The sequence below is a fragment of the Faecalibacterium sp. Marseille-Q3530 genome, assembly GCF_017377625.1.
Classification (GTDB): domain Bacteria; phylum Bacillota; class Clostridia; order Oscillospirales; family Ruminococcaceae; genus Faecalibacterium; species Faecalibacterium prausnitzii_E.
Genome location: NZ_JAFREH010000021.1, coordinates 1 through 25,763, shown reverse-complemented (window position 1 = coordinate 25,763; position 25,763 = coordinate 1). Strand labels below are relative to the sequence as shown.

The 25,763-nt window shown below is 49.6% G+C and carries 28 protein-coding genes and 1 pseudogene; 23 read left to right on the top strand and 6 right to left on the bottom strand.

Going from position 1 to position 25,763, the window contains the following annotated elements:
* From J3350_RS13055 to J3350_RS14040, 21 genes and pseudogenes are all read left to right on the top strand, one after another.
* On the top strand, positions 1-399 hold a 399-nt coding region (locus J3350_RS13055; protein WP_207686926.1), incomplete at its 5' end, for a DUF4368 domain-containing protein.
* A 4-nt stretch (positions 400-403) separates the two neighbouring features.
* Complete coding sequence (locus J3350_RS13050) at positions 404-781, top strand: TnpV protein (RefSeq protein ID WP_207686925.1); 378 nt, start codon at positions 404-406, stop codon at positions 779-781.
* Between the two features lie 13 nt (positions 782-794).
* Positions 795-1,079 carry a DUF6809 family protein gene (locus J3350_RS13045; protein WP_005944778.1) on the top strand — a complete coding sequence of 95 codons (285 nt, stop codon included), beginning with the start codon at positions 795-797 and terminating at the stop codon, positions 1,077-1,079.
* A 131-nt stretch (positions 1,080-1,210) separates the two neighbouring features.
* Positions 1,211-2,743, top strand: coding sequence for a hypothetical protein (locus J3350_RS13040; RefSeq protein ID WP_015573038.1), 1,533 nt, complete (start codon positions 1,211-1,213; stop codon positions 2,741-2,743).
* A gap of 266 nt (positions 2,744-3,009) precedes the next feature.
* Positions 3,010-3,534: a hypothetical protein gene (locus J3350_RS13035; protein WP_015516227.1), complete on the top strand. Its 525-nt coding sequence runs from the start codon at positions 3,010-3,012 to the stop codon at positions 3,532-3,534.
* 127 nt (positions 3,535-3,661) lie between these two features.
* Positions 3,662-4,021 carry a DUF3847 domain-containing protein gene (locus J3350_RS13030; protein ID WP_207686924.1) on the top strand — a complete coding sequence of 120 codons (360 nt, stop codon included), beginning with the start codon at positions 3,662-3,664 and terminating at the stop codon, positions 4,019-4,021.
* Positions 3,987-5,483, top strand: coding sequence for a MobQ family relaxase (gene mobQ / locus J3350_RS13025; RefSeq protein WP_207686923.1), 1,497 nt, complete (start codon positions 3,987-3,989; stop codon positions 5,481-5,483). Before J3350_RS13030 ends, mobQ (J3350_RS13025) begins: the two co-directional genes overlap by 35 nt.
* Positions 5,480-5,782: a hypothetical protein gene (locus tag J3350_RS13020; protein WP_024729653.1), complete on the top strand. Its 303-nt coding sequence runs from the start codon at positions 5,480-5,482 to the stop codon at positions 5,780-5,782. Before mobQ (J3350_RS13025) ends, J3350_RS13020 begins: the two co-directional genes overlap by 4 nt.
* Before the next feature lie 11 nt (positions 5,783-5,793).
* A complete protein-coding gene (locus J3350_RS13015) occupies positions 5,794-7,665 on the top strand; it encodes an AAA family ATPase (protein WP_207686922.1) in 1,872 nt (623 codons plus the stop codon).
* Between the two features lie 142 nt (positions 7,666-7,807).
* Positions 7,808-7,966 (top strand): transposon-encoded TnpW family protein, encoded by a 159-nt coding sequence (locus J3350_RS13010; RefSeq protein ID WP_006428300.1) that lies wholly within the window; start codon positions 7,808-7,810, stop codon positions 7,964-7,966.
* Positions 7,967-8,007: 41 nt separating this feature from the next.
* Positions 8,008-8,832: pseudogene (locus tag J3350_RS13005) on the top strand (VirD4-like conjugal transfer protein, CD1115 family); the annotation flags it as partial.
* Positions 8,833-9,064: 232 nt separating this feature from the next.
* Positions 9,065-9,280, top strand: coding sequence for a Maff2 family protein (locus tag J3350_RS13000; protein WP_113998658.1), 216 nt, complete (start codon positions 9,065-9,067; stop codon positions 9,278-9,280).
* A gap of 65 nt (positions 9,281-9,345) precedes the next feature.
* Positions 9,346-10,182, top strand: a complete 837-nt coding sequence (locus J3350_RS12995) for a VirB6/TrbL-like conjugal transfer protein, CD1112 family (protein WP_330577007.1) — start codon at positions 9,346-9,348, stop codon at positions 10,180-10,182.
* A 78-nt stretch (positions 10,183-10,260) separates the two neighbouring features.
* Entirely contained in the window at positions 10,261-10,629 is a 369-nt protein-coding gene (locus tag J3350_RS12990) for a PrgI family protein (protein ID WP_207686921.1), read from the top strand.
* On the top strand, positions 10,565-13,021 hold the full coding sequence (locus J3350_RS12985; RefSeq protein ID WP_207686920.1) for a VirB4-like conjugal transfer ATPase, CD1110 family: 2,457 nt from the start codon (positions 10,565-10,567) through the stop codon (positions 13,019-13,021). Before J3350_RS12990 ends, J3350_RS12985 begins: the two co-directional genes overlap by 65 nt.
* Positions 13,018-13,338 (top strand): hypothetical protein, encoded by a 321-nt coding sequence (locus tag J3350_RS12980; RefSeq protein WP_207686919.1) that lies wholly within the window; start codon positions 13,018-13,020, stop codon positions 13,336-13,338. Before J3350_RS12985 ends, J3350_RS12980 begins: the two co-directional genes overlap by 4 nt.
* A 91-nt stretch (positions 13,339-13,429) precedes the next feature.
* Positions 13,430-15,367, top strand: a complete 1,938-nt coding sequence (locus J3350_RS14180; RefSeq protein WP_207686918.1) for a C40 family peptidase — start codon at positions 13,430-13,432, stop codon at positions 15,365-15,367.
* An 11-nt stretch (positions 15,368-15,378) separates the two neighbouring features.
* The gene (locus J3350_RS12970; protein WP_207686917.1) at positions 15,379-15,651 is read left to right on the top strand and encodes a DUF4315 family protein; all 273 of its coding nucleotides are present in this window, start codon (positions 15,379-15,381) and stop codon (positions 15,649-15,651) included.
* Entirely contained in the window at positions 15,644-16,294 is a 651-nt protein-coding gene (locus J3350_RS12965) for a DUF4366 domain-containing protein (protein WP_207686916.1), read from the top strand. The genes J3350_RS12970 and J3350_RS12965 overlap by 8 nt, the downstream gene beginning before the upstream one ends.
* Positions 16,295-16,364: 70 nt before the next feature.
* Complete coding sequence (locus J3350_RS12960; protein WP_207686915.1) at positions 16,365-16,703, top strand: toprim domain-containing protein; 339 nt, start codon at positions 16,365-16,367, stop codon at positions 16,701-16,703.
* A gap of 67 nt (positions 16,704-16,770) precedes the next feature.
* Positions 16,771-16,899, top strand: coding sequence for a DUF6061 family protein (locus J3350_RS14040; protein ID WP_242699359.1), 129 nt, complete (start codon positions 16,771-16,773; stop codon positions 16,897-16,899).
* A gap of 190 nt (positions 16,900-17,089) precedes the next feature.
* Here J3350_RS14040 and J3350_RS12955 read toward each other — a convergent pair whose 3' ends face one another.
* The 6 genes from J3350_RS12955 to J3350_RS12930 all read right to left on the bottom strand — a co-directional run bounded on the left by J3350_RS12955 (position 17,090) and on the right by J3350_RS12930 (position 22,853).
* Positions 17,090-19,468 (bottom strand): FtsX-like permease family protein, encoded by a 2,379-nt coding sequence (locus J3350_RS12955; RefSeq protein ID WP_207686914.1) that lies wholly within the window; start codon positions 19,466-19,468, stop codon positions 17,090-17,092.
* Positions 19,469-19,482: 14 nt separating this feature from the next.
* Positions 19,483-20,148, bottom strand: a complete 666-nt coding sequence (locus J3350_RS12950; RefSeq protein WP_044946402.1) for an ABC transporter ATP-binding protein — start codon at positions 20,146-20,148, stop codon at positions 19,483-19,485.
* A 189-nt stretch (positions 20,149-20,337) separates the two neighbouring features.
* On the bottom strand, positions 20,338-20,757 hold the full coding sequence (locus J3350_RS12945) for a nuclear transport factor 2 family protein (RefSeq protein WP_044946403.1): 420 nt from the start codon (positions 20,755-20,757) through the stop codon (positions 20,338-20,340).
* 26 nt (positions 20,758-20,783) lie between these two features.
* A complete protein-coding gene (locus tag J3350_RS12940; protein ID WP_147593823.1) occupies positions 20,784-21,815 on the bottom strand; it encodes a sensor histidine kinase KdpD in 1,032 nt (343 codons plus the stop codon).
* A complete protein-coding gene (locus J3350_RS12935) occupies positions 21,812-22,504 on the bottom strand; it encodes a response regulator transcription factor (RefSeq protein ID WP_007890426.1) in 693 nt (230 codons plus the stop codon). The genes J3350_RS12940 and J3350_RS12935 overlap by 4 nt, the downstream gene beginning before the upstream one ends.
* Before the next feature lie 211 nt (positions 22,505-22,715).
* The gene (locus J3350_RS12930) at positions 22,716-22,853 is read right to left on the bottom strand and encodes a helix-turn-helix transcriptional regulator (RefSeq protein WP_081027757.1); all 138 of its coding nucleotides are present in this window, start codon (positions 22,851-22,853) and stop codon (positions 22,716-22,718) included.
* Between the two features lie 262 nt (positions 22,854-23,115).
* On the opposite strand from J3350_RS12930, the gene J3350_RS12925 reads away from it, so the two are divergent.
* Together J3350_RS12925 and mobQ (J3350_RS12920) are read left to right on the top strand one after the other, a co-directional pair.
* A complete protein-coding gene (locus J3350_RS12925) occupies positions 23,116-23,439 on the top strand; it encodes a DUF3847 domain-containing protein (RefSeq protein ID WP_207686928.1) in 324 nt (107 codons plus the stop codon).
* Positions 23,440-23,708: 269 nt separating this feature from the next.
* The gene (gene mobQ / locus J3350_RS12920; RefSeq protein ID WP_370569329.1) at positions 23,709-25,286 is read left to right on the top strand and encodes a MobQ family relaxase; all 1,578 of its coding nucleotides are present in this window, start codon (positions 23,709-23,711) and stop codon (positions 25,284-25,286) included.
* Positions 25,287-25,763 lie beyond the last annotated feature (477 nt).

The window sequence follows — 25,763 nt, the reverse complement described above, 5'->3', positions numbered from 1 at the left end:
AACTTCGACAAGCTGACGATTGCCATGCTCAATGAGTTTATTGAGAAAATCCTTGTGCATGAGCGTGACCGCAAGGGCAGTATTCAGACCACACAGGAGGTCGAGATTTACTTCAATTTCGTGGGTCGTTTCGTTCCCCCTGCGTTTGGCGAAGTGGAGCTTACCCCGGAGGAATTAGAGGAAATCCGCAAGCGTGAGGAACGCAAGGACAGGCTCCACCAGAACTACTTGAAGCGGAAAGCCAATGGTAAACAGAAAGAGTATGAGGAGCGCACGAAAGCCAAGAAAAAAGCGGAGATTGAAGCCAGAAAACAGGCAATCCGCACCGAGGATATTGCCAGAGGGGTATTTATCCCGGTGAGCAGTTTGCCGCAGCTGGGACCGAGAAAGGGAGCGTGATTTTATGAAAGAGTTGAAACCGAGAATCCATGAGAACGGTATGGACTATGTGTTGGTGGGCGACTACTATGTGCCGGACTTGAAGCTGCCGGATGAACGCCGACCTATTGGGCATTGGGGACGCTTGCACCAGTCCTATCTGAAATTGCACCGTCCCATGCTTTACAACGAGCTAATTTTGTCCGGCAGGCTCCACACCGTCGTTGCCGATCTGAACGAGCAGGCGGCAGACAGGCTGGACTTGATTATCCGGCAGATGATGAAAGCCGAGGGCGTGACCGAAGCCATGAAAGCGGAAAATCAGATGTTATGGGTGCAGTCAATGAACTCCATCCGCTGCCGGGCAGAGGAAATCATCAAGACGGAACTAATCTACTGTTGAGAGAGGTAAAGCTATGATTTTGGAAGCCATGTATAATGGGGAGTTTTATCCCTGCGAGACAGTTGTACCTACATCACCGGAATACCGAAAGGCAGTCATAGCCTGTGAAAAGCTCATGGAGCAGTTGTCCCAGCGGCTCAGCAAAGAGGACTATGAGCTGGTGCAGGAACTCCGGGCGCAGACAGCAATCGCCCAATGTGAAGAAAGTGAAAGTCACTTCAAGTATGGCTTTTCCGCTGGGCTGATGTTCAGCAGGAAGCCCATGAACAAGTGCAGCAGAAGAAAGAAAAATAGATGAAGAAAGCCGCCTGAGCAGAAAGAAACTGTTCGGGCGGTTTCAGCATTCGCCAGTAGATTTATTCACACTCTTGTGATAAAATTTACTACAATAAAGAGCGTGATAGCACTAATTTTATGGGGGGATGCTTAATGAATAGAATTTTGAAAAAATTTTTACAGCGGGGTGTCGATTTAAGTCCTGTGGGAGTTGAACTCCGTGAGGATAATACAAATTATTTTTGTACCCCAAAAGGGGCATCGGTTTTTGGATGGGCAGGGATAGATGGTATCCACTTCTGTTTCATTCGTGGATTTGGAGAGATGGTTTTCTCTGTCAGCCCCATGAATACTTCTCCTGATTATGTTCATCCAGTAGCTGAAAATTTTACCGACTTTCTGCGGCTTATACTGGCTTGTGGTGATGTGGCGGCAGTGGAACAAGCGTGGATGTGGAACGAAGCACAGTTTGAAGCCTTTCTCAATGAAAACCCTACAACCCAGGAACAACAGCAAACTTTATCGGAAATTTCAGAGAAGATGAATTTGTTGCCTATGGAACAACCGTGGACATATATCAAAAACCTGCAATCTTCCTTTGATTACAGTCAGATTAAATACACAGAAGATTATTACGATAATGATATGACTTCAGAGGCAGAATTGGTTGCCCCTGAATGGAAGGTCTACTTTGATGGAGATTTCTGGGGACATCGAGGTAAAGACCGTGCCGGAAAAGAGATCAAGCTGGATAAACAATTCGATTGGGCTGGATATCATTGGGTAATTCCGGCAGCTTATTCATGTAGCAAAGGACTTGTCGTTGATTTTTGTATGCGAGTTGATTCAGAAAGCATCCGTGACTTCATGAAAAAATGGAATCTGGACTGGGAAAATGACTCATGTGAAAATTTTACCCGTGAGCAACAGATGCAGATGGAATGGGAAAACCCACTTTGTTTTAACTTCAAACCTTGCTTGAAGTTAAACGAGAAAATATTACAGACAACCCATGGCTGCGCTGTGAGCTTTAATCCTTGTCTGCCAGATGGCGTTATCAATGAGTTGGAAGCAAAATGGGCAATCGACCATTATGGGCTGGATAGTACTTATGGCTGGGTCATATGCAGAGACGTATTTCCTTGGGGAACCAAGCATCACCCTGAAATCAATAAACTTTTTCTTACAATGGAGCAGCAACCAGGACAAGTTCCAGGCTCACATTTCAAAGTTCACGCACCCGGAGATTCATTTATGTTTTCCCATCCTGTTAGCGGAATAACCCATACACTGACCGTGCAGGAAATAGAACAGCAGACAGTTCCTCAAAATAGTTTTGGTTCTGATCGCTGGATTTATCCGACACATTATATTGCCATGAGTTATACACTTACCCCTGAACCGATGGAGAACATTTCGGTTTTTGACTGTGATGAAGGCGATAGACCGATAGAAGTTACACCAGACGATCATTCGTTCCGTCCAGTTGGCAGTAGTTCCTGTTTTGTTGTTGGTGTTATTGGTGGTGCAGATGGTCCGACAGCAGTTATATATGGAACAAATTCACAAGAAAAACTTCATGCTGCTTGTTCTGCTCTGCACTTTGAACCGGTTGGTGATGATGTCGAGTGGCGTATCGTGTTCAATGTTACGCAGTTTGACAAAGAAACATTCCCAATTATCTAAAAATACCCTTAGAACTCTAAGGGCGCACTTCTATACTCTCTGTCGAGAGTGGTGCGTCCTGCGGAGCTTCATTCTCCGTCAGCAGAAGAAAACTGCATGACCGAGAATGTTTCGTCACTTCGTTCCGTCAAGGTGGCTACACCCCCTTGCGCCGCTAAAGCGGCTATCCCCTGTGGACTTGCCGTCCGCAAACGGTTTTGACAAACCGTTCGCCGCCAGCAAGTTTGAAAATCAAGAATCTTAATTTGATAAAGGAGTGTGATTCTATGAAAAAGAAATTACCCATAATCCTCTTGGGTGTTATTTTGGCTTGTGTGTTGGTTTTCGGTTTCCTTTATGCAAACAATGACATTGGTAAAACCGCAAACAGTTTAGAAGCAGACATTCGCCAATCTCAAAAAATTTTGGATGATTGGATTGTTGATGGAAGCATTTCCGACACAATGGCTGCATTTATTTCTTACCCACAGGACAAGACAGACCACACTTTTTCTGTCTATGTAAATCGCCCTGGCTTGTCTTTTGGATATTTCTTCCGTGGTGGTGGAGATATAGTTGAGGTTGATGATTACATTGCAGAGTTTGTTGTTGAGGGAAATAACGAAAGGGCATTTATCTCAATGAATACCCAAAATATTGTTCGACTTGAAGTAGATGATGGCAACGGCATTCAGGTGATTGATATTGATAGTGGCAAGCCTTTCGCCATTGTCCTGCCCCTCAATGTAGGAAACATCTGTTTCTATGATACGAATGGAAATGTTGTGGAATATCTTCGCCAACAACTTTGACCAACTTCAATTTACCGAACTGAACACAACAACTGAATACCGAAAAACTGACCGTTGACTGGTCGCAATCTGCGAAAAGTTGACGGTCTTTTTTTATCCCCATTTTCAAAAAAGGAGGTCACGAAAAATGGCAAAACCGAAAAACCTTGAACAGCTCCGAGCCGAAAAGGAACAGGTCGAGACGCAGCTTGCACAGGAACAGCACAAGCTGGAGCGTCTGGAGAACAGAAAGAAGTATCTGGAGAAAGGCGAACGCACCAAGCGCACCCACCGCCTTTGCAATCTGGGCGGCACGATTGAGAGCCTTGCCCCGGAGGTCAAAGATCTCACACGCACCGAAATGACAGAGCTGATGGAACACATCTTTTCTCTGTCCGAAGTCCAGCAAGCCGTCCGTCACATGGCGATTACCCACATCAGCCAAGCAAACAGAGAAAAGGAGTTGAAAGCCGATGGCACTATTTCATCTGAGCGTCACGCAGACTAAGCGAAGCGCAGGACAGTCCGCTATTGCTTCTGCCGCCTACCGTGCCGGGGAGCGATTGTATAGCGAGTATTATGGCGAATACAGCGACTACACCCGCAAGGGCGGCGTGATATGCTCCGACATTCTCCTGCCGTCCCATGCACCGAAAGAATACGCAGACCGTCAGACCCTATGGAACGCCGTGGAAAAAGCCGAGCGTGGAAAGACGGCACAGCTTGCATACAGCTTTGACATTGCTTTGCAGAATGAATTTTCCCTTGAGGAAAACATCGCTCTTGCAAGGCAATTTTTATTGGAGCAGTTTGTGAGCCGTGGCATGGTGGTTGACTTCGCTGTACACCAGCCAGACAGAGAGGACGGCGGCATACCCAATCCACATTTTCATGTGCTTTGCCCCATCCGTCCCATCGAGCAGAACGGCAAATGGGGACTAAAGCAACGCCGGGTGTACGAACTGGACGAGGACGGCAACCGTATCCGAGACCAGAACGGAGAGTTTGTTTTCAACGCCGTTCCCACTACCGACTGGGGCAGTCCCGAAACGCTGGAACATTGGCGTGAAGCATGGGCGGAGATGTGCAATGCCAAGTTTGCGGAAAAAGGTATTGATGTTCGTATCGACCACCGCAGCTATGAACGGCAAGGCGTGGAGCTTCTTCCCACCGTCCATGAGGGCGCAACCGTCCGGGCAATGGAGAAGAAAGGTATACGCACCGAAAAGGGCGAGTTCAACCGCTGGATCAAGGCGACCAATGCCGTTATCCGGGACATCAAGAAGAAAATCGCTCTCCTGTTCGATTGGATTGCCGAAGCAAAAGCGGAGATTGCCAAGCCGCAGGCACCCGACCTTGTTTCTCTGCTGAACGCCTATTACACCCAGCGCAGAGCCGGGGCGTATTCGCAGAAAGGCAAGGTCAGCAATCTAAAGGAGATGAACGAGACTTTCAATTATCTCCGGGCAAACGGCATTTACTCCCTTGAAGATTTGGAAAGCCGTGTCAGCGAACACAGTGCTGCCACAGAGAGCTTGAAGAAAACGCTGGACGAACAGACCGCCCGAATGAAAGCAATTAAGCAGCTCTATGACAGCTCCGCTGCTTTCCAGAGCTTGAAGCCTGTCTATGACGGCTTGCAGAAAATCAAGTTTGAGAAGCCCAGAGCCAAGTACAAGGCAGAGCATGAAGCGGAACTGAAACAGTTCTACGCCGCCAGACGCAAGCTGACCGGGGAGTTCCCGGACGGCAAGGTGGATATGAAAAAGCTGACCGAAGAGTATGACGAGCTGGAACAGGCGCACAACACCACCTATGGCGAGTTTAAGACCGTCAGAGACGATTTACACCGCCTTTGGAAGGTCAAGTCATGTGTAGATACTGCTGCCCGATTTAACGAGCGCACAGAGGAACAAAAGCTCCAAAATCGACCCAAAACACGACACAAAAAGGAGGATATGACACGATGAAAAAATACGACTGGAAGAACGAGTACAACCCCATCCGCAGAACGGCAAAACGCCTTTTGAGCGGAGAAGCTTTGACCGATGGCAGACCGCTTTCCGACCTGATCGAGCTGGACGAACACACCCGGAAATGCCTTGCCTTTGAAGCCACCCTCACCGACCGCCAGATTGATATGTTGCAGGAGCTGGGCTATCTGCCTGTTATCATGAGACAGTACGGCGAGGAATGTGCGAACTGCCCCTACACGCTGGACGAGCGTGAGCATGGCATTTGCAGACGATGCGCTGTTTTCAAGAAGTAAGGAGGACGCCCATGCAGTACACCCAAGCACAGATTGACCGGGCAAACGCCGTCAGTCTGGAAGATTTTCTCCGCACACAGGGAGAGACGCTTATCAAAAGCGGACGGGAATACCGCTGGAAAGAACATGACAGCCTGACCGTCCGGGGAAACAAGTGGTTTCGCCACAGCCAGAGCAAGGGCGGCTATCCCATTGATTTTGTCATGGAGTTTTACGGCAAGTCCTTTCCCGAAGCAGTCCAGCTCTTAACCGGCGAAAGCGCCGAGGGACAGAGCGAAGCCAGCACAGCACCGCCCACAGCGTTTCACTTGCCCTTGCACAATAGAACAGCCGACAGAGCAATTCAATATCTTTGCGAAAGCCGAGGTCTCAACAAAACGCTTGTTGAGGCTTTTCTTCTTTCCGGGGATATTTACGAGGACGCAAAGCGGCACAATGTTGTGTTTGTCGGCAGAGACCGAAGCGGTACGCCGAGATACGCCCATGTGCGAGGAACGGCAGACCCATTCAGACAGGACATTGCCGGGTCTGACAAATCCTATCCGTTCCACTATGAGGGAAACGGCAACCAGCTCTTTGTCTTTGAAGCACCGATTGACCTTTTGTCCTTTATCTGCCTTTATCCGCAGGACTGGCAGACAAGGAGCTACCTTGCCCTGGGCGGCGTTTCAGGCAAAGCCCTTGACCGTTTTCTTTCTGAACGCAAGGACACCCGAAAAGTGTTCCTCTGCCTTGACAGCGACACCGCAGGAAGTGAAGCCTGCACCCGACTGGCACAGGACATTCCCGGTGAGATCGCCGTCATTCGCCTTGTCCCGGCAAGGAAAGACTGGAACGATGTTCTCCGTCAGCAAGGGGACATTCCCAGCCGCAAATTCATAGCCGAGACAATCACGCTGCGAGAGCTGCCCACCGCCCAGCCTGTTCCCATGCTCCGCATGGCAGATGTGGAGCTTACGAGCGTGGATTGGCTATGGTTTCCCTATATCCCCTTTGGAAAGCTGACGATTATACAGGGCAACCCCGGCGAGGGTAAGACCTACTTTGCCATGCGTCTTGCGGCGGCTTGCACCAACCGAAAGCCTTTACCTGGTATGGAGACCCTTGAGCCTTTCAACATCATCTATCAGACCGCCGAGGACGGTTTGGGCGATACCGTTAAGCCCCGGCTGATGGAAGCTGACGCAGACCTTGAACGAGTGCTTGTCATTGACGATAGGGACACACCGCTGACCCTTGCCGATGAGCGCATAGCAAGGGCAATCCGGGAAAACAACGCAAGGCTGGTTATCATTGACCCGGTACAGGCGTTTCTGGGCGCAGATGTGGACATGAACAGAGCAAACGAGGTGCGCCCGATATTCCGCAGTTTGGGAGACATTGCACAGGCTACCGGGTGCGCTATCGTGCTGATTGGACACCTGAACAAAGCCGCAGGAACGCAAAGCACCTACCGGGGATTGGGGTCTATCGACATTACGGCGGCAGTCCGCAGTCTGCTGTTTATTGGCAAGCTGAAGGACAGTCCCACAACGAGGGTGCTTATCCATGAGAAAAGCTCCCTTGCGCCGCCCGGTCAGTCTCTTGCCTTTTCTCTGGGAGACGAGAAAGGTTTTGAATGGATAGGGGCTTATGACATTACCGCTGACGAGCTTCTTGCCGGGACGGACACCGCCAAGACCGAGAGCAAGACCGCACAGGCGCAAATGCTCATTCTGGAACTGCTTGCGGACGGAAAGCGTATGCCGAGCGCAGAACTGGAAAAGGCAGTCAATGAGCGTGGGATTTCCTCACGCACCATGAGGACGGCAAAGAGCCGTATCGGGGACAGACTTGTGACCGAGAAAGACGGCACAGCATGGGTCTGCTATCTCCGAGACTGACAACAGGAACACGGCAAGCATGGCAAAGACGGCAAGGTTTTTATAGATACCTTAATGTTGCCGCCTTGCCTTGTTCCCTCATACCGACACCGCTCGATGATGAACAGTCACCGGGCATTTTTCATTTACAGGAGGATTTTGAATGAACAATACCGCAACCAACACCGCCACTTGCCCGACTGTCAGAAAGCAGATCGGCAAGACAACCTATATCGTCCGTGTCCATTTCAGCCAGACCGCAAAAGAGACGATGGAGGACAAAATCAAGCGTCTGCTCCGTGAGGAAGTCCGCAAAATGTGACTTCTTTTTGAATTTGATGAAAAAGTCCTTGACTTTTCGTCTCTGGCAAAACGGCAAAATCCATCCTCATTTCCTGCGGTGCCAGATTAGCCCCATTTGATATTGCGGAGCTGCGTGACCTGATGGCTTACGATGAAATGGAACTGGATTTGCTGGGGGACCGCCGCACGGCCTTGTTCGTTATTATTTCCGACACGGACGATACGTTCAATTTCGTGGTGTCCATCATGTACACCCAGCTTTTCAATCTGCTCTGTGACCGTGCAGATGATCAATGCGGAGGTCAGCTAAAGTATCATGTGCGGCTGCTGCTCGATGAGTTTGCGAATATCGGTCTGATCCCGAAGTTTGATAAGCTGATCGCCACCATCCGCAGCCGCGAGATTTCGGCATCAATCATTCTGCAATCTCAGAGCCAGTTGAAAACCATCTACAAAGATGCCGCAGAAACCATTATCGGTAACTGTGACACCATGCTTTTCCTCGGCGGTAAGGAAAGCTCGACACTCAAAGAGATTTCTGAAACCTTGGGGAAAGAAACCATCGACCTATATAACACTTCCGACACGCGCGGTCAAAGCCCTTCCTTTGGTACAACCTACCAAAAGACCGGAAAGGAACTTATGAGCCGGGACGAACTTTCTGTCATGGATGGCAGCAAGTGTATCCTGCAGCTGCGCGGTGTCCGGCCATTCCTCAGCGACAAATTCGACATTACCAAGCATAAGCGGTACAAAGAACTGTCGGACTTCGATAAGAAGAACGCTTTCGATGTAGAACGCTACCTGAAGCACGAACTCAGGCTGCGGATGGATGAAGAATTTGATTGCTACGAGGTGGATGTGTCCGAAGAAAGCACAGCATAGGAAGGAGGTCATTATCCGAAGTAAATTCGCCCGCCCGCCTGTCCGGGCAGCCCCCGTGGCAGGTAACTTGTCCGACTGATCTCTACATTTTGCGATTCCAAAAGGCTGATTTTTTATGAAAATGAAAGGAGAAGCCAGAATTGCAGGAGCAGGCAGCACCGAAGATGTGCCAGCCTGTTTTTCTTTTGGAATCGTACTTTTTATCAATGCTGCAATCTGGCGAAAAACGACTATGGAATTCTTCAATCAGGCTATTACCGTTCTGCAGACTCTCGTTGTTGCCATCGGCGCGGGCCTTGGCGTTTGGGGCGTTGTGAACCTCATGGAAGGGTACGGAAACGACAACCCCGGCGCAAAGTCGCAGGGCATGAAGCAGCTGATGTCCGGCGGCGGTGTCATTCTCATCGGTACGCAGCTTATCCCGCTGCTCTCCGGTCTGTTCGGCTAATCAACAAGCGATAGGAGGAAAACCCGCCATTGTTCGATAATATTTTCGCAGCAATCGAAAAATGGATGAGGGAACTTCTTTCCGGCATGGTGGAGTCCAACCTGAGTACGATGTTCACAGCGGTCAACCAACAGACCAGTGAAATCGCTGCTCAGGTCGGGCAGACACCGCAAGGGTGGAACAGCAGCATTTTCAGCATGATCCGTAACATTTCGGATTCGGTGGTGATTCCCATTGCGGGAATCATCATTACGCTGATCCTCTGCTATGAACTGATCTCGATGCTGACAGAGCGGAACAATCTGCACGATGTAGACACTTGGATGTTCTTCAAGTATTTCGTGAAGATGTGGATCGCGGTCTATCTCGTCAGTCATACGTTCGATATTGCAATGGCGGTATTTGACATTGGACAGTCGGTGGTAAATTCTTCCTCCGGCATTATCCGTGGCAATACCGCCATTGATATTAGTTCTCTTTCCATGCAGATGCAGGCGGCAATGGCAACAATGGCGATTGGCGAACTGGTGACGCTGGCATTGGAAACCCTTGTTGTAAGCTGGTGTCTGAAAATTCTGTCGGTGGTTATCACGGTAATTATGTACGGCAGAATGATAGAAATATACCTCTACACTTCGCTTGCTCCGATTCCATTTGCAACCATGAGCAACCGTGAATGGGGCCATGTGGGTACAAACTACTTCCGAGGGCTCTTCGCGCTGGCATTCCAAGCGTTCCTGATGATGGTCTGCGTGGCAATTTATGCAGCCCTTATCGGCAGCATCCGGGTATCTTCGGATATTCACTCGGCATTGTTCGGCACAATGGCCTACACGGTGATTCTTTGTTTCTCGCTGCTCAAAACGGGAAGTCTGTCCAAACAGATCTTCGGCAGTCACTAAATCCGGGAAAATCAAACGAAAGGAAAAGACAGCAGACAACGCCGTTTCCCGGCGGCGGTCTGGCTGTTCTGGTGATAAATGGCCTATGTAACGATTCCCAAAGACCTTTCCAAAGTAAAGAATAAGGTCTTTCTGAACCTGACGAAACGCCAGCTTGTGTGCATGGGTTTTGCGGCGGGCATGGGTGTTCCGTTCTATTTCCTCATGCGCGATACGCTGGGAACCAGCAATGCAGCGGCAGGCATGGTGCTTCTGATGCTGCCGGAATTTTTCTTTGCGCTGTACGAGAAAAACGGGATGCACCTTGAAACCATCCTGACAAACTTCATCAGTGTCCGCTTCAAACGCCCTGCAGTACGCCGCTATGAGGTCGAAAACCTGTATGAGCGGGAACTGGAAACCGCAACACCGATCCAGAAGAAAGGAGGCATTCTTGGTAAAAAGTGAACCGAAGAAGAAACCGCAGTTCGGCGGCTTCTTCCAAAAGTTCTTCCGTAAACCCGAAAAGAACCAGAAGGAACAGCGGTTGACCGTGCAGCATTCCATTCCGTATCTGGAAATGGGGCGCGACGGTATCTGCCGGGTGGAGGAACATCTGTATTCCAAAACCGTCCGATTCTACGACATCAACTACCAGCTGGCACAGAACGAGGATAAAAACACCATCTTTGAAAGCTGGTGCGACTTCCTCAACTATTTCGATGCCAGCATCCGCTTTCAGCTTTCGTTCATCAACCACAAAAGCGATATGAGCGAGTACAACAAGGTTATCCAGATCGAGCCGCAGCATGACCAGTTCGATGATGTGCGCATGGAATATGCACAGATGCTGAAACAGCAACTTGCCAAGGGTAACAACGGTCTGGTTCGGACGAAGTACATCACGTTTAGCATCGAAGCAAAGAGCGTCCGGGAAGCGAAGCCCCGGTTGGAGCGTATTGAAACCGATATTCTCAATAATTTCAAGGTGCTGGGCGTGAAAGCCTACCCGCTGAACGGCGTGGAACGGCTTCAGATCATGTACGAAACCTTTCATCAGGAGGAACAGCACAAGTTCGATTTCAGCTATGACCGCATCCTGCAGAGCGGCATGACGACCAAGGACTTCATTGCGCCGACCAGTTTTCTGTTCAAGAGCGGCAAGGATTTTATGATGGGCGATACCTATGGTGCTGCATCCTATCTGAACATCCTTGCCCCGGAACTGACGGATAAGGTGCTGGCCGAATTTCTGGACATGGACAAAAATCTGGTCGTCAGTATCCATGTGCAGTCGGTAGACCAGTTGAAAGCCATCAAACTGATCAAAGGCAAAATTACCGACCTAGACCGTATGAAAATCGAGGAACAAAAGAAAGCTGTGAGGTCTGGTTATGATATGGAAATTATTCCGAGCGACCTTGCAACTTATGGCGGTGAGGCCAAGAAGATTCTGGATGATCTGCAAAGCCGCAATGAGCGTATGTTCCTTGTTACGGTGCTGTTCCTTAATACAGCAAAGACCAAGCAGGAGTTGGATAGTGCTGTGTTTCAGACTGCTGGTATCGCTCAGAAGTTCAACTGCACTCTGAACCGTCTGGATTATTTGCAGGAGCAGGGCCTTATGAGCAGCCTGCCGCTGGCCAATAATCTCGTTCCCATCAAGCGCGCACTGACCACCACTTCCACCGCCATCTTCGTTCCCTTCACCACGCAGGAGCTTTTTATGGAGGGCGATTCCCTCTATTACGGTCTGAACGCCGTATCCAACAACATGATTATGGCAGACCGGAAGCAGCTGAAAAACCCGAACGGTCTGATCCTCGGAACACCGGGAAGCGGTAAGTCGTTCAGTGCGAAGCGTGAGATCACCAACGTGTTCTTTACCACAACGGACGATATTATCGTGGCAGACCCGGAGGGAGAGTATTATCCGCTGGTGGAAGCGTTGGGGGGACAGGTCATTCACATCTCGTCCACCAGTAAGGACTACATCAACCCGATGGACATTAACCTCAACTATGCGGACGATGATAACCCGCTGGGCATGAAATCGGACTTCATTCTTTCCCTGTGCGAACTGATCATGGGCGCACGGGATGGTATGGAGCCGGAAGAAAAGTCAGTCATTGACCGCTGCTTGCCGCTGGTCTATCAGAAGTATCTGAACGATCCGAAGCCGGAGAATATGCCGACGCTCGGTGATCTGTACGACTGCCTGCGGGAGCAGAAAGAGCGGCAGGCGCAGCGTATCGCCACGGCATTGGAAATCTACGTCAATGGTTCGCTGCGAGTGTTCAATCACCAGACGAATGTGGAACTGGATAACAGAATTATCTGTTTCGACATCAAAGAGTTGGGCAAACAGCTGAAAAAACTGGGTATGCTCATCGTCCAGGATCAGGTCTGGAACCGCGTTACCATCAACCGCAACAGCAAAAAGAACACCCGGTACTATATAGACGAGTTCCACCTCCTGCTGAAAGAGGAACAGACCGCTGCATACAGCGTCGAAATCTGGAAGCGGTTCCGAAAATGGGGCGGTGTACCGACAGGAATTACGCAGAACATTAAGGATTTGCTGGCCAGCCGGGAAATCGAGAACATCTTCGAGAACAGCGATTTTATTTATATGCTCAACCAGGCATCCGGCGACCGACAAATCCTTGCAAAGCAGCTGAATATTTCACCGTTCCAGCTGTCGTATGTGACGAACAGCAACGAGGGCGAGGGGCTGCTGTTCTACGGCAATACGATTATCCCGTTCAAGGATAAGTTCGATACATCGCTGAAACTTTACAGCCTGATGACCACCAAGCCCAATGAGATGGGAAAATACAAGGAGAAGAAAGAAGCATGAACACACCGAACATTTTTGACCGACTGAGCCGTAAGATTCATCATCACTCTGACATGGAGCCGCACGAAAGTGATTCCGGCCCGCCTTTCGATGAGGTGGAGCCGCTCAACTTCCAAGATGAAGAATCGGTAGTGCATACGGTGCTGGAGGACTTTTACGCCGTTGGCACACTGGCCGATGAACTGACTGACGGCTTTCACATGGAAGCCCACGGTTATCTTGATCGTGAGGAAGTGAATGCCCGTCTGATCGCCTTTGCCCGGAAGCTGGAGCAGGTGCTTGATAAGTGGGAAACCCACGCAGCCCTGCTCGCATGACGGCTCCAGCCGGAAGGAGGTGATTTCCATAGCAGACAAAAAGTTTCGAGGCAGAGATAAAATCGTCCAGAAAATGACCAAGGATGGTCTTGTGGATGAAAACCTCCGCACCGGGGAGCAGAAGTCCGCAACCGCAGCAGAAAAGCCGGAGAAGGAAGATTCGGCAGAAGAAACTGCGGAAAAAGAAACAGATGAAAAACCTATCGTGGAAGAAGAACTGTGCATGGATGCCGAGGATGGGAAGGAGGAAACACCCCGGCATCACAGCACCGCCAAGCAGAGCGCAGACTATTACAAAGCCCATCAGGAAGAGGGTAAGCCAAAGGATGCGCCTGCGGAATCGGATGCAGAGCCGCAGACCAAGAAAGGCCGACTTTCTTTTGAAGACGAAAAGGGCGGCATTGTCCGTGGCATGGTGATGGGCGTTAAGAAGGTGGCCAAGAAAGGAGTGGATACCGCCACCGGGTTCGCCCATCAGAAAGTACATCAGGTAGAAAAGGACAATTCCGGCGTGGAAGCTGCACATAAGTCGGAAGAAGCCGCCGAACGCCTGCACCACTTTGTCAAAGGCAGAAAAAAGCCCAAAGACAAATCTGCCAGAGCGGAGAAAAGAGGTGGGGAGGATCAGAAATCCAGCCGCCTGAAATTCACTGAGAGCGAGGGTGGCACTGCAGAAAATGCAGCAGAACCGTCGCTGAAAAAGAAACAATCCCAGCCACCACCGACTGCCGCAGGCGGTGAAGCAAAGACAGTTGGCGCGAAGTTTTACCAGAAAAAGCAGTATAAGGATGCCTATGCAGCAGCCAAGCGCGGCCAGAAAGCCGGAACTGCCGCCAGCAAGCAGGCGGCAGCGGCAACCAATACCATTACGGAGAAAGCGAAAGCGGCGGTGCAGGAGATCGTCACGCAGAATAAAACCCTGTGGGTCAGTATTGGAGTGGGTATCCTGCTGGTGATGGTCATGCTGGGAGCCTTTTCAAGCTGCGGTGCGGCAATTCAGGGAACGGGCAGTACCTTTGTGGGAACGACCTACCCCAGCAAGGATGCCGACATGAAAGGCACGGAAGAGGATTATCTGGAGCTGGAAAAAGAACTGGATAAGCAGATTCGGCAGATGGAATCCACCCATCCGGGCTACGATGAATACCGCTATCAGCTGGATGAAATCGGGCATGACCCATATCAGCTTATTTCCCATCTGACTGCGGTTTATGAACAGTTCACCAGAGGACAGGTCAAGCCTGTTATCAAGGAACTGTTCAAGCAGCAGTATCTCCTGAAAGTGTGGGAAACCATTGAGATTCGCACACGCATGGAAACCAGAGTAGGGATTCGGCCAACGATTGACGCTTTTGGAAACATCAGCATGGAAACCTATACCTATCAGGAAGAAGTGGAGTACGAGTATAAAATCCTTAATGTCCTGCTGAAAAATAAGGGCTTCGATACCATTGCGCGGAAGAACATGAATCGGAAGCAGACCGGGCGATACGATGCCTACAACCTGACCTACGGCAACCGCCCCGAACTGTTCGGCGCAGGATCACCGACTTACAGCGGCGGCACAACGGGCAGTATCGGCACAGGTGGTGGTGCTGGTGGCTCCGGCGGTGGCTTCAAGTACGACATTCCCTCGGAAGCTCTTTCGGATGAAAAGTTCGCAAGGATGATTGAGGAAGCCGAAAAATATCTCGGTATGCCGTATGTGTGGGGCGGAAGTTCCCCAAGCACCAGTTTTGACTGTTCCGGCTTCGTATGCTGGGTTATCAATAACTGTGGCAATGGGTGGAGCGTTGGGCGTACAACAGCCAACGGCCTGCGCGGGAAGTGCAGTTATGTTTCTCCTGCGGATGCGCAACCCGGCGACCTGATCTTCTTCGAGAAAACCTATAACACCGCTGGCGCGTCGCACGTTGGCATCTATGTCGGCAATGGTATGATGATCCACTGCGGCGACCCCATTTCCTATACCAGCATCAATTCGACCTACTGGCAAAGCCACTTTTTAGGCTTTGGCCGCATCAACTGAAAGGAGGGCCGATGGGCAAGAAATTGCAGAAATATCTGGATGAAGCCGAAAAGACGGAACAGCAGATTGCGGAACTGGAAGAACGGCTGAGAACCATCCGGGCAGCACAGAAAAAGGAAGAGGACAGCGAGATCATTCGTGCCATCCGCAGCACCAAGATGGGCGGGCGCGAACTGCTGGCTCTGCTGGACAACATTCAGGCGGGAAACGTGACGTTCCTGACCGCCATAAGCAAGGCTTCGGAAGAAGCAGAAACGGAGGAAGCGATTGAAAAAGATGCTTAAAAGGCTGGGTGTTGTTATCCCCAGCACAATTCTGACCCTGCTGATGGCGGTGGGCTTTTCGACCCCGGCCTTTGCCTATGTGGACACCACCGAGGTGGCGGAAGAACCTGTGCAGGTGATCGAGGAAGCAGAGCCGACGGAGGAAGAAAAGATTCCGTTCACCATCGCAGGCAACGGCGAGGTGGAGGATAACATCGTGGATGACCCCAGCAAGGAGTTCTTCACGGTCAAGACGAAGGGCGGCAATACGTTCTTTCTGGTGATTGACCGGGCGCGAAACAGCGAAAACGTCTATATGCTCTCGATGATCGACGAGTACGATTTGCAGGAGTTTCTGGACGATGAAGAACGAAACGGCAAGCAGGAAGAAGAAACGCCTGCGGTAGTCCTGCCCGAAACCAAACCTGAACTTGCCCCGGATGTGGAAATCGAAGAACCGAAAGAAGAATCCAGCGGCGGCATGAATAAGATTCTGCTGCTGGTATTCGTGGCTGCACTGGGCGGCGCAGGTGCTTTCTTCTACTTCTACATTTATAAGCCGAAGCCGAAAGAAGAAACGCCGCAGAGTGAAAATCTGGAAACCGACCAGAGCCTTACGACTGTGAACGAGGATAATCAGTCGGACAACAAAAATGGCACATAAGAAAACTGTGATATAAGGATGCAGGGGTAGTCGAAAGGCTATCCCTGCTTTTTTCAAAAAGGAGAAAAAGTTGAAATATCTGGTGATTGCAGAAAAACCGAGCGTATCGAAATCCATTGCAAAAGTGATCGGTGCATATCGGCAGGAGGACGGGTATCTGGAGGGTGGGGATTGCGTGGTGAGCTGGTGTCTGGGGCATCTGGCAGAGTATGCAGCCCCGGAATACTACGATGAACGCTATGAGAACTGGCGTTTTGAGGATTTGCCGATTCTTCCTGCCGAGTGGAAACTGCTGGTACACAATACCAAGAAGCCGCAGTTCAATGTCCTGCGCAAACTATTCCGCAGCAAGAAATTTGATTATGTGGTGAACGCCTGCGATGCAGGACAGTGCGGCTGGGTGACTTAAGAGAAAGGAAAAAGAGACCTCATCTCGTTGAAAATCAAATTCCAAAATCATTTAAGGAGCAATTCAAATGAAACGAAATCAGTATTTCGACCATAATCACTCTCAAAAAGCGCTTTCCTACCGCTACAACATGGACACCAACCGGGTGGAAGCCCAATTTAATGATGGCACTATCGTCAATTTCGCATTATTGTAATAACAGATTGCTTCTTCCATGAATGGTAATATTATCATCAAACTTTTGGAAGAACTATAAATGTCCGAGGTGCCTTTGATTTCGACAAAAAAACAGGCTGAATTGTTACAAAGCTCGGACATTTCAAAAATTTTTTGAGAAATGGCGAAAAAAGCGGGGCAGCACACGCCGCCCCGCCGATCCCATACGATTATTCCATCGCCCGCATTTGTTCGATCAGGGATTGTTTTTTCTGTCTGCGGATTGTCCATACAGACAAGATCAGTTCCATTCCGAACAATACCAGAATGAACAGTCCCATTTCCAAAACCGGGAATTTGTAAGGCACTACATTTCCGGCAAAAGCTCCTATACTCATTTTTCTGCAAGCAAAGATGGAAGCCGGAAGCCCAACGATCAGCGTCGCCAATGTTGCAAAGAGCGCATAGCACAGCCCCTCACAGATGTTCATTTCACATAGCTGTTTTTGTGTTAGGCCGATAGAACGCAGAATACTGTTTTCCTGCTTTCGGGCTATCTGGTTAGAGAGTGTCGTATTGATAAGGTTGATAACGCCAAAGAGAAATACCAACCATGAAAGTATCTCCATACTGCCAAACGCAAAAGAATTTGTCATTTCTTCATATTCAATCACTGTATTGATTTCATCTAAGGCAATATTACTATGGCTGGCAACAATATTTTTCAATTCAGCTCCCACATAGTCCGTTTTTTTCGGATCGTTTACAATGCTCCATGAATAGTCGAAAGAAGCGATTTCCGGGTGCAGTTCATGGAACAATGCTTCTGGTGCGAAAAAGAGTACTCCATCGAGGGCCAGTTTTCCATGCCCGGAAGGCGTCTTGTTGGGATCAAACAATCCTGATACAGTGACGGAAACAGGCGGTTGCCCCTCTCCAAAATAAAAGTCAACTGTTGAACCAACACCCATATCCTCATTCTGCTTTAGCACATTATAGTCAATTACAATACTACGGGAATCTTTTGGCATCGTTCCTGCTGTCAGAGCCGCTTCAACTGTTGCATAATTCTGGTCGGTCAGCATATCACACATACCACCGCTTTGGTAAATGTCCGTCTTAAGGGTTGCATAGAGAGATTGTCTGCTTGGAATTATATCTGTAACACCATCAATAGATAAGATTTCCTGTTTTAATTCTTCATTCAACGGATTTCCCGCTGCCATAACCTTTTCTTCTGTCATTTCAGAATCCAAATAAATTTTATAGTCGCCGTCCGGGAAAAACCGTCTTGCAAGCGCCTCTGGAGAACGCAGCAAAACAATGGAGGATACCACAAGCAGAATAATTCCGCCCAAACTCAATGAGGCTACAATAGCAACGGTCTTTTTTCGGTCACGCTTAAAATTCGCAATTCCCATTGAAACAGGATTGAGCTTGATATTCTTTTTTCGGCTTCGGATGTCCTTTTGTGCCGGGGTAAAACGGACGGCTTCAATCGGGGAAATCCCTGCCGCAATTTTTATCGGCTTACGGATGGAAACAGATACCATGATCCAACTGCTTATGAGTGTCAAAATAATCGTTGCCACATAGGAAACAGCATTAAATCCCTTGGGAAACAAAAGAAAACCGCCGCATACACCCAGCACTGTACCAATCAAAATCCCGATACTGCCGAGTTTACGCCCCTCCCGCTTTACAATCCGCTTGATTTGCTTTGGCGTTGCACCAATCGTCCGAAGCTGCCCGTAGCTCTTGATTTTGTCATTGATGGAGATACGGAAGATACTCTGGATCACAATATAGCCGCCGATCAGAACAATGGCAATCACGCCAGCCATCAGTGCAAAATCAAAGGATTTAGAAGCATAGGCAAAATACTTGCTGTTCATTTTGGGCATAGGAAGCTGATATTCCTCCGCAATCTCCCTGCAATAAGAGGTCATCAGTTCTTCGCCCAACTGGTCGCTGTTTTTGAAATGGACATAGGCGCGATAGCCAGTCGGGTCAAACCCTTTCCATCCTGTCAGGGCAGCGTTGGAAAGAATGATAGCGCAGGTATTCGCTTCTTTTTCATTTACGCTGTCCATAATGCCGGTAACGACATAATCACCATGAAAACTCTCTGTATCTAAGGTCACAGTGTCCCCGATCTTGGCATTGTTTCCATAGGTGGAAAGAAAGTATTCGCTTACAACAACTTCATTTGCTTTTTCAGGAACCCGGCCCTCTAACAACTCCATCTGCGCCTTGGTAATCTCCATCATTTGCGCGTCGCAATACACATAAGACGCATGATAGCCCTGTTCTGAAAGCTCCTCACCCAGCATATAGTAGCCGCCTACGCGCTCAAACTCCGGCAGTCCTTTCAGGGTTTCAATGTCGTTTTCCTCTACGCCCAGCCAGACCGCCTCATAAGTATCGACAACCTGATTGCGCTGCATTTGTGTCAGGGAGGTAGACACAATTCCCGTAAAGCAGATCAGAAATGCCGCCAGCGCAACGGCAATCACCACCATCAGATTCCGGCGCTTCTCGCTTTGCAAACTTTTCTTTGCCAGCTTCTTTGTAATGGCGCTGGTATCATTCTCAAAAGGCCATGTCATAGCCTGCCACCTCCTTACTCCACAATCTTGCCGTCCTCAATGCGGACAATCCGATCTGCAAGACGGGCTATGTCGTCATTGTGGGTAATCATCACAACAGTTTGCCGGAACTCTGCACTGGTGCGCTTGATAAGCCCCAGCACCTCGGCGCTGGTCTTGCTGTCAAGGTTGCCGGTCGGCTCGTCGGCCAGCACAATAGCCGGTTTGGTAATCAGGGCGCGTGCGATAGCCACACGCTGCTGCTGGCCGCCGGAAAGATTGTTCGGCATATTTTTCAGTTTATCTTCCAGCCCCAGCAGGTGAACAATCTCGTCCAAAAACTTCTGATCCACCGTGTCCCCGTCCAGCTCCACCGGCAGGACGATGTTCTCATACACATTCAGGATAGGAACAAGGTTATAGTTCTGGAAGATAAAGCCGATGTTGCGGCGGCGGAAGATGGTAAGCTGTTCGTCGTTCATTTTCGACAGCTCTTTGTCCCGGACAATCACATTGCCGGAAGTAGGGGTGTCCAGCCCGCCCATCATGTGAAGCAGGGTGGACTTGCCGCTGCCGGAGGTTCCCACAACGGCCACAAATTCGCCGTCATTTACAGAGAAGTTCACGCCGTCAAGGGCGCGGGTGATATTCGGCTTTGTGCCGTAATACTTTTTCAGGTCGATAGTCTGTAAAATACTCATACTCAAAACTCCTTCCAAGGCTTTCTGCCTGCTGATAAGGGTATTGTAAAACCCAAATGTCCGCGAAATGTTACAGCGGCCCAAAAATTTCATTGAAAATCGGGGTGAAATGTTACAACTCTCGGACATTTCAAAAAAATTTACGGCGGGCAGCCGGAAATGGCCGTCCGCCGTAGCTCATGATCTGTTCTAAAACCAATTCGCCTTTTGATTTCTAAATTGAGGAGTATCGCTTTCTTGATAAGGATTGTAGGTATTACGGTTACACCCAAACTCTTTTAATGATTTTATTTTATTGTCCTCTGTCCATTCAATCAAAGAAATACCGTCAAATTCCTCTATATCCCCATTGTTCATTCCATTTTTGAAATACCACTCTACAATCGTTTGATTTTCTTTATGGAAAAATTGCTTGATTTCCCAAACTACCACCTTTCCACGGGTATTCCACTCCTGAAACCAATGTTTTACTGTTTTACGATTGCTATACTGGGGACACCAACTTTCTGTATAGAGTACATCTTCCGCAAAAATATCATCAATGCCCATATCTTTCTGATAAAGCCACATATCAAACCACAGTCGGATTATTTTTTCTCGTTCATTCATAATAGAAACACCTCGCTTGTTTACTTTCATTTTGTAGGCAGCATAATGGAAAATTCCGAACCCTTGCCCGGCTCCGAAACCACTTTGATATAGCCACCCTGCCGCGTTACGATCTCGCGGGCCAGATACAGGCCAATGCCCACACCCTGCTGTTCGTGTACTTCTTCCTCACGATAGAAGCGCTGGAAGATAGCGGCCTGATTGCTTTCGGAAATGCCCTTGCCAGTGTCGGTCACTTTGATTTCCACATACATTTCCCACAGCACCACAGACACAGCGATTTTCCCGCCTGCCGGGGTGTACTTCACCGCATTGTCCAGCAGGTTAAAGAGGGCTTCCGATGTCCACTTGCTGTCATGGGAAACGGTCAAATCCTCCGGGCAGTCCACGGACACGGCGATTTCCTTTTTCTCCGCTGCATACACGATCCCACTCATGGCCTGTGCCACGGTATCAAAGAGGCGGCCCGGTTTCTTGTCCAACTGGATCACGCCTGTTTCCAGACGGGAGGTTTTCACAAGGGCCTGAAAGAGAAAGTCCAGCTTATCCGTCTGGCTGCGGATTCCCCGGATAAAGTCGGTGCGCTCTGCCTCGGCCATAGGCTTTTCCAGCAGGGTGTCCGTCGCCATTTTCAGATTGCTTACCGGCGTTTTCACCTGATGGGAAATATCCGATACAAGGGTCTGTAACTCCTGCCGTTCCTCGTCCACCCGGCGGCGGTTCTCCTGCATGATCTGGTAAAGCCTTGCCAGCCGGTGTCCGATTCTGGCAAGCTGGGTTTCGCTGTCCTCTGGCCGCTGGGGCGCTTCATTTCCGGCAATCATGTGGTCTAAGGTCTGGCACAGGTCAGCGGTAAACTGTGATAACCGTTTTCCAAACGCCTGCGTCAGTACAAAAATCCCTACAAGGGCGCACAACAGCAGCGCCCCGCCCGTCAGCAGCACCGCCGTCTGTTTTGTCACAAGAAAAAGGGCTATGGTGATCCCGGACATGGAGAGGGCAAACCCTATTGCCACCCGGCCAAACAGCCGCTTTACCGAGAGGTTTTGAAATTTCATTTTGCCTCGCCTCCCGTCCATTGATAGCCCATGCCGTAAACGGTCTTGATGTAGGGCGCGCCGCCGTCGGATTCAATCTTGCTGCGAATCCGGCTGATAGAAGTTGTCAGGGTGTGTTCGTCTACAAACCTTTCGTCTATATCCCACAGCTTTTCCAAAAGCTGCCCACGGGTCAGCACTTGCCGGGGATTTTTGCGGAACAGGTTCAGCATTTTGTACTCCATCGGGGATAGGGTCAGGGGCTTGCCATTTAAGGAAGCCGTCTGTTCCGAGAAGTCCAGAAACAGCCGCCCGTCGTCGTAAATGTCCTTGGCCGGTTTGTGGTGTTCCAGCATGGCGAACATGGCTTTGATTTTCCGCTGCAAGGCCCCGATCACAAAGGGCTTTGTGATGTAATCCACCGCGCCCACCTCATAGCCCCGTATCTGGTCGCTCTCCTGATCGTTGGCGGTCAGGAAAATCACGATGGTATCCGGGTGCTGGGGCTTTATCAGCTTGCACAGTTCAAAACCGTTCCCGTCCGGCAGGTTGATGTCCAGCAGCACTAAATTAAATTCCCGCTGGCGGATGGCTTCGGCTGCGGTTCTGGCATTTAGGGCAGAAGTCACGCCGTAGCCGTCTGCGGTCAGGTTATAGGCCAACATCTTATTCAAAAAACTGTCGTCCTCGACAATTAAAATCTGCTTCATATCCTCACTTCCTTTGCTTTTTGCAGATAGTATAACAGGCAAATGTCCGTGAAATGTTACAAGGACAAATATATTTATCATTTTACAGCTTTTTTATGTGTACTGCAATTTTATAAAAGAAAGGACAGCAGTATCATCAAATTGCTGTCCTTGCGGTTTATTATAGCTGGTAGTGTATAAGCGTTGGTTCATCATATTTGGTGTGGTATCTTTAACTATGGGAAACTCCCCGCTCCCATTTTGAAACTGCTTTATCCGTAACATTTAGCTTTTGTGCAAGTTCCAGTTGTGTCCACCCCCTTTCCTTTCTTAATTCCGAGATGAACGTACCAAATTTTTGACTATCCATGTCGATTGTCCTTTCTCTTGAACTGTCTCAATCCATATCACGTTTTCCGATTTATTTCCACCTACGATTTGTAGAGTCCTTCATTTACTTCTCTACTTTCTGTTTACTTTAAGAAAATGATCGTAACAGCGTCCATGTTTTCGCTCGCCACTTTTCCAATGGATTATGACAGTTTTAGCGAGAGATTATCCATATTGATTATGTGTAGTGTACCACGAACCAACAAAAATATCGGATGTCACTAATGCTGTAAAGGAGCGTGATGCCATTGACCCAACCCAAAACCGACCTTGCCTACCTCCGCAGCGAAAAAGACAAAGCAGAGCAAAAGCTGCGCTCTTGTCAGCACCGGGAGAAAATCCTTGAACGCAGGATGTCGGAGCTGAACCGGAGAGAGCGTGTGCATCGTCTTTGCACCCGTGCCGGAATGCTGGAAAGTTTTCTGATCTGTCCGGGAGAATTGACCGACGATCAGGTGATGGAGCTTCTGAAAATCTCGTTCCGTCAACCGGAAGTCGTGCTGGCGCTTGCAAAGATGGTGCATGACGTTCACGAACGCAGCAACGTCCAAAACCCTTTAGAATAAAGGGCGCAATTATACACCGTTCCGGTGAAATTGCGGTCTTGCAGACGGCTCGATGAAATCGAAGCTGGCGTTTGTGCGCCAGCCCGATTCCATCCCAAGGAAAACTGCATTTTCCTTGCGCTGCTTTGCAGCTATCCTTTTGCGGCTCCCGCCTGAGACCAAAGCGCATAGCACTCCGTTCTAAGGCGGCGAGCAAAACCGAATACGATCCCAGACCGTTCATCAAGAGCAATCTTGCTGGGCGGTCTTTTTGTTTGGAGGTGATACCTATTCCGTGTCCGCATTTCAAAATCACCATCGTCAAGCGCAGCCAAGGGCAGTCCGCTGTTGCCGGGGCCGCTTATCAGAGCGGCGAACGGCTGTTCAGTGAGTACGACCAGAAAACGAAATTCTACAACAAGAAGAAAGAACTTGTCCACGCCGAAGTCATGCTGCCGTCCCATGCGCCACCCGGATATGCAGACCGGGCAACACTTTGGAACGCCGTGGAAGCCGTGGAGAACCAGTGGAACTCCCAGCTTGCCCGGCGCATCGTGCTGGCGTTTCCGGTGGAGGTGCCGAAAGAACAGTATCTCTCCATGATAAAGGAATTCTGTCAGGAGCAGTTTGTTTCCAAGGGTATGATTGCTGACTTTGCCATCCACGACAAAGGAGATGGCAACCCACACGCCCACATTCTACTGACGCTCCGGGCAATGGATGAACACGGCAAGTGGCTCCCGAAAGCCAGAAAGGTGTACGACCTTGACGAGAACGGTGAGCGCATCCAGCTCCCTTCCGGGAACTGGAAGTGCCACAAGGAAAACACCGTGGACTGGAACGACCAGAAGTATGCCGAGGTCTGGCGGCACAGCTGGGAGACCATCACCAACCGCTATCTGGAAGCTGCTGGAAGGCCGGAACGTGTTGACCTGCGCTCCTTTGAACGGCAGGGCATCCAGCAGATACCGACCGTGCATCTTGGCCCCGCCGCACACCAGATGGAAAAACGTGGAGTAGAAACCGTTCTCGGCAACCTGAACCGGGACATTCGTGCAGCCAACAGCCTGATGCAGTCCATCCGCAGTGCAATTCGTGGGCTGCAACGCTGGATCGCAGACCTGAACGAAAAGAAGCAGCTTCTTCTGGACGCTCTGGAAAAGGCGAAAGAACCCACGTTGTCCGACTTGCTGGTGGATTACTTCAACCTTCGCAGCGAGCAGCGGAGCAATTGGTCTGGCAAGGCAAAGCTGAAATGCACTGTCCGGGACTTTGAGGAAGTCAAACGGGCTGTGGACTATCTGAAAGCCCAATCCCTGAACACTGTTGAGAATTTGAACGAAGCCATTGACAGCTTAAACCAGACCGCCGCCCCTCTCCGCAAGCAGTTGAAGCAGAACGAAAACCGTATGCGGGCAATCGCCCAGATAAAAGATGTTGCCGCCGTCCATGCCAAGCTGAAGCCCATCCACGATACCTTTATAAAGAAGAGCTTCAAGCTGACCAAGGACGCTTATGCCGCCCAGCACAAAGAGGAGCTGGACACCTTTAATAAAGCTGTCCGCACCCTGATGAAGCTGAACGGCAGCACAGCGGTGGATTTTTCGGCATTGGATGCCGAATTTTCTGCGCTGCAATCGAGCAGCGCAGAGCTGCGCACCCAACTGGAAACCTTGCAGCCGGACATCTCCGCACTGAAAAATATCCGCAAGTATATCGACATGGTGCTGAATAAACAGCAGCTTTCCGCACCGGGCGGTAAGACCCCGGAAAAGGAATCGGTGCTGAAACAGCTGGAGCAGCTTCAGCAGAAAAAGTCCAACCACAAAACGATTTCCACCACCCCAAACCGCGAAGAATCGCTCTAAACGATCTTTCTGTCACCGATATGCCGTTGCAATCAGTGGCAGAAATACATAATTCATTTGTTTTTTGCTGGCTTTTGGCTATTCTCGCTGGCTAGTGAGTAGAGGCGTACTTTTAAGGCAGAAATTTTCTCCAACACCCCCCGTTTTAGGCCACTTTTTCTGTTAATAGTAGAAGCGCCTCTTTGAAAGTCGGTCATTTGTGACCTTTTTGTTAATTCTCAAAAAGATGGTTGTCTTTGGGCTGTTTTCGTTGCCTACCTATTGAGAGGATTTTTTCAAAAGCGGAGATTTGGTCTCAAGAATTACAATTCAATTACAAGTTTCTCACCAATGCTACGAAACAGGCGTTCTCGATGCCTACCAAGTGTAGGGCATCTTTTTCAAGACCATTCTCGGACTATTATGACGTTTTGTTTACAAAATTGCTTGCAATGCTACGAAATGGCCTTTTTCATCGGCTACCAAGTAGAAGGATGT

Excerpts from the sequence above, each read along its gene's own strand:
- J3350_RS13050 (WP_207686925.1), top strand. The coding sequence starts at position 404 with ATGAAAGAGTTGAAACCGAGAATCCATGAGAACGGTATGGACTATGTG.
- J3350_RS13045 (WP_005944778.1), top strand. The coding sequence starts at position 795 with ATGATTTTGGAAGCCATGTATAATGGGGAGTTTTATCCCTGCGAGACA.
- J3350_RS13040 (WP_015573038.1), top strand. The coding sequence starts at position 1,211 with ATGAATAGAATTTTGAAAAAATTTTTACAGCGGGGTGTCGATTTAAGT.
- J3350_RS13035 (WP_015516227.1), top strand. The coding sequence starts at position 3,010 with ATGAAAAAGAAATTACCCATAATCCTCTTGGGTGTTATTTTGGCTTGT.
- J3350_RS13030 (WP_207686924.1), top strand. The coding sequence starts at position 3,662 with ATGGCAAAACCGAAAAACCTTGAACAGCTCCGAGCCGAAAAGGAACAG.
- mobQ (WP_207686923.1), top strand. The coding sequence starts at position 3,987 with ATGGCACTATTTCATCTGAGCGTCACGCAGACTAAGCGAAGCGCAGGA.
- J3350_RS13020 (WP_024729653.1), top strand. The coding sequence starts at position 5,480 with ATGAAAAAATACGACTGGAAGAACGAGTACAACCCCATCCGCAGAACG.
- J3350_RS13015 (WP_207686922.1), top strand. The coding sequence starts at position 5,794 with ATGCAGTACACCCAAGCACAGATTGACCGGGCAAACGCCGTCAGTCTG.
- J3350_RS13010 (WP_006428300.1), top strand. The coding sequence starts at position 7,808 with ATGAACAATACCGCAACCAACACCGCCACTTGCCCGACTGTCAGAAAG.
- J3350_RS13000 (WP_113998658.1), top strand. The coding sequence starts at position 9,065 with ATGGAATTCTTCAATCAGGCTATTACCGTTCTGCAGACTCTCGTTGTT.
- J3350_RS12995 (WP_330577007.1), top strand. The coding sequence starts at position 9,346 with ATGAGGGAACTTCTTTCCGGCATGGTGGAGTCCAACCTGAGTACGATG.
- J3350_RS12990 (WP_207686921.1), top strand. The coding sequence starts at position 10,261 with ATGGCCTATGTAACGATTCCCAAAGACCTTTCCAAAGTAAAGAATAAG.
- J3350_RS12985 (WP_207686920.1), top strand. The coding sequence starts at position 10,565 with ATGAGCGGGAACTGGAAACCGCAACACCGATCCAGAAGAAAGGAGGCA.
- J3350_RS12980 (WP_207686919.1), top strand. The coding sequence starts at position 13,018 with ATGAACACACCGAACATTTTTGACCGACTGAGCCGTAAGATTCATCAT.
- J3350_RS12970 (WP_207686917.1), top strand. The coding sequence starts at position 15,379 with ATGGGCAAGAAATTGCAGAAATATCTGGATGAAGCCGAAAAGACGGAA.
- J3350_RS12965 (WP_207686916.1), top strand. The coding sequence starts at position 15,644 with ATGCTTAAAAGGCTGGGTGTTGTTATCCCCAGCACAATTCTGACCCTG.
- J3350_RS14040 (WP_242699359.1), top strand. The coding sequence starts at position 16,771 with ATGAAACGAAATCAGTATTTCGACCATAATCACTCTCAAAAAGCGCTT.
- J3350_RS12955 (WP_207686914.1), bottom strand. The coding sequence starts at position 19,468 with ATGACATGGCCTTTTGAGAATGATACCAGCGCCATTACAAAGAAGCTG.
- J3350_RS12950 (WP_044946402.1), bottom strand. The coding sequence starts at position 20,148 with ATGAGTATTTTACAGACTATCGACCTGAAAAAGTATTACGGCACAAAG.
- J3350_RS12945 (WP_044946403.1), bottom strand. The coding sequence starts at position 20,757 with ATGAATGAACGAGAAAAAATAATCCGACTGTGGTTTGATATGTGGCTT.
- J3350_RS12940 (WP_147593823.1), bottom strand. The coding sequence starts at position 21,815 with ATGAAATTTCAAAACCTCTCGGTAAAGCGGCTGTTTGGCCGGGTGGCA.
- J3350_RS12935 (WP_007890426.1), bottom strand. The coding sequence starts at position 22,504 with ATGAAGCAGATTTTAATTGTCGAGGACGACAGTTTTTTGAATAAGATG.
- J3350_RS12930 (WP_081027757.1), bottom strand. The coding sequence starts at position 22,853 with ATGGATAGTCAAAAATTTGGTACGTTCATCTCGGAATTAAGAAAGGAA.
- J3350_RS12925 (WP_207686928.1), top strand. The coding sequence starts at position 23,116 with ATGCCATTGACCCAACCCAAAACCGACCTTGCCTACCTCCGCAGCGAA.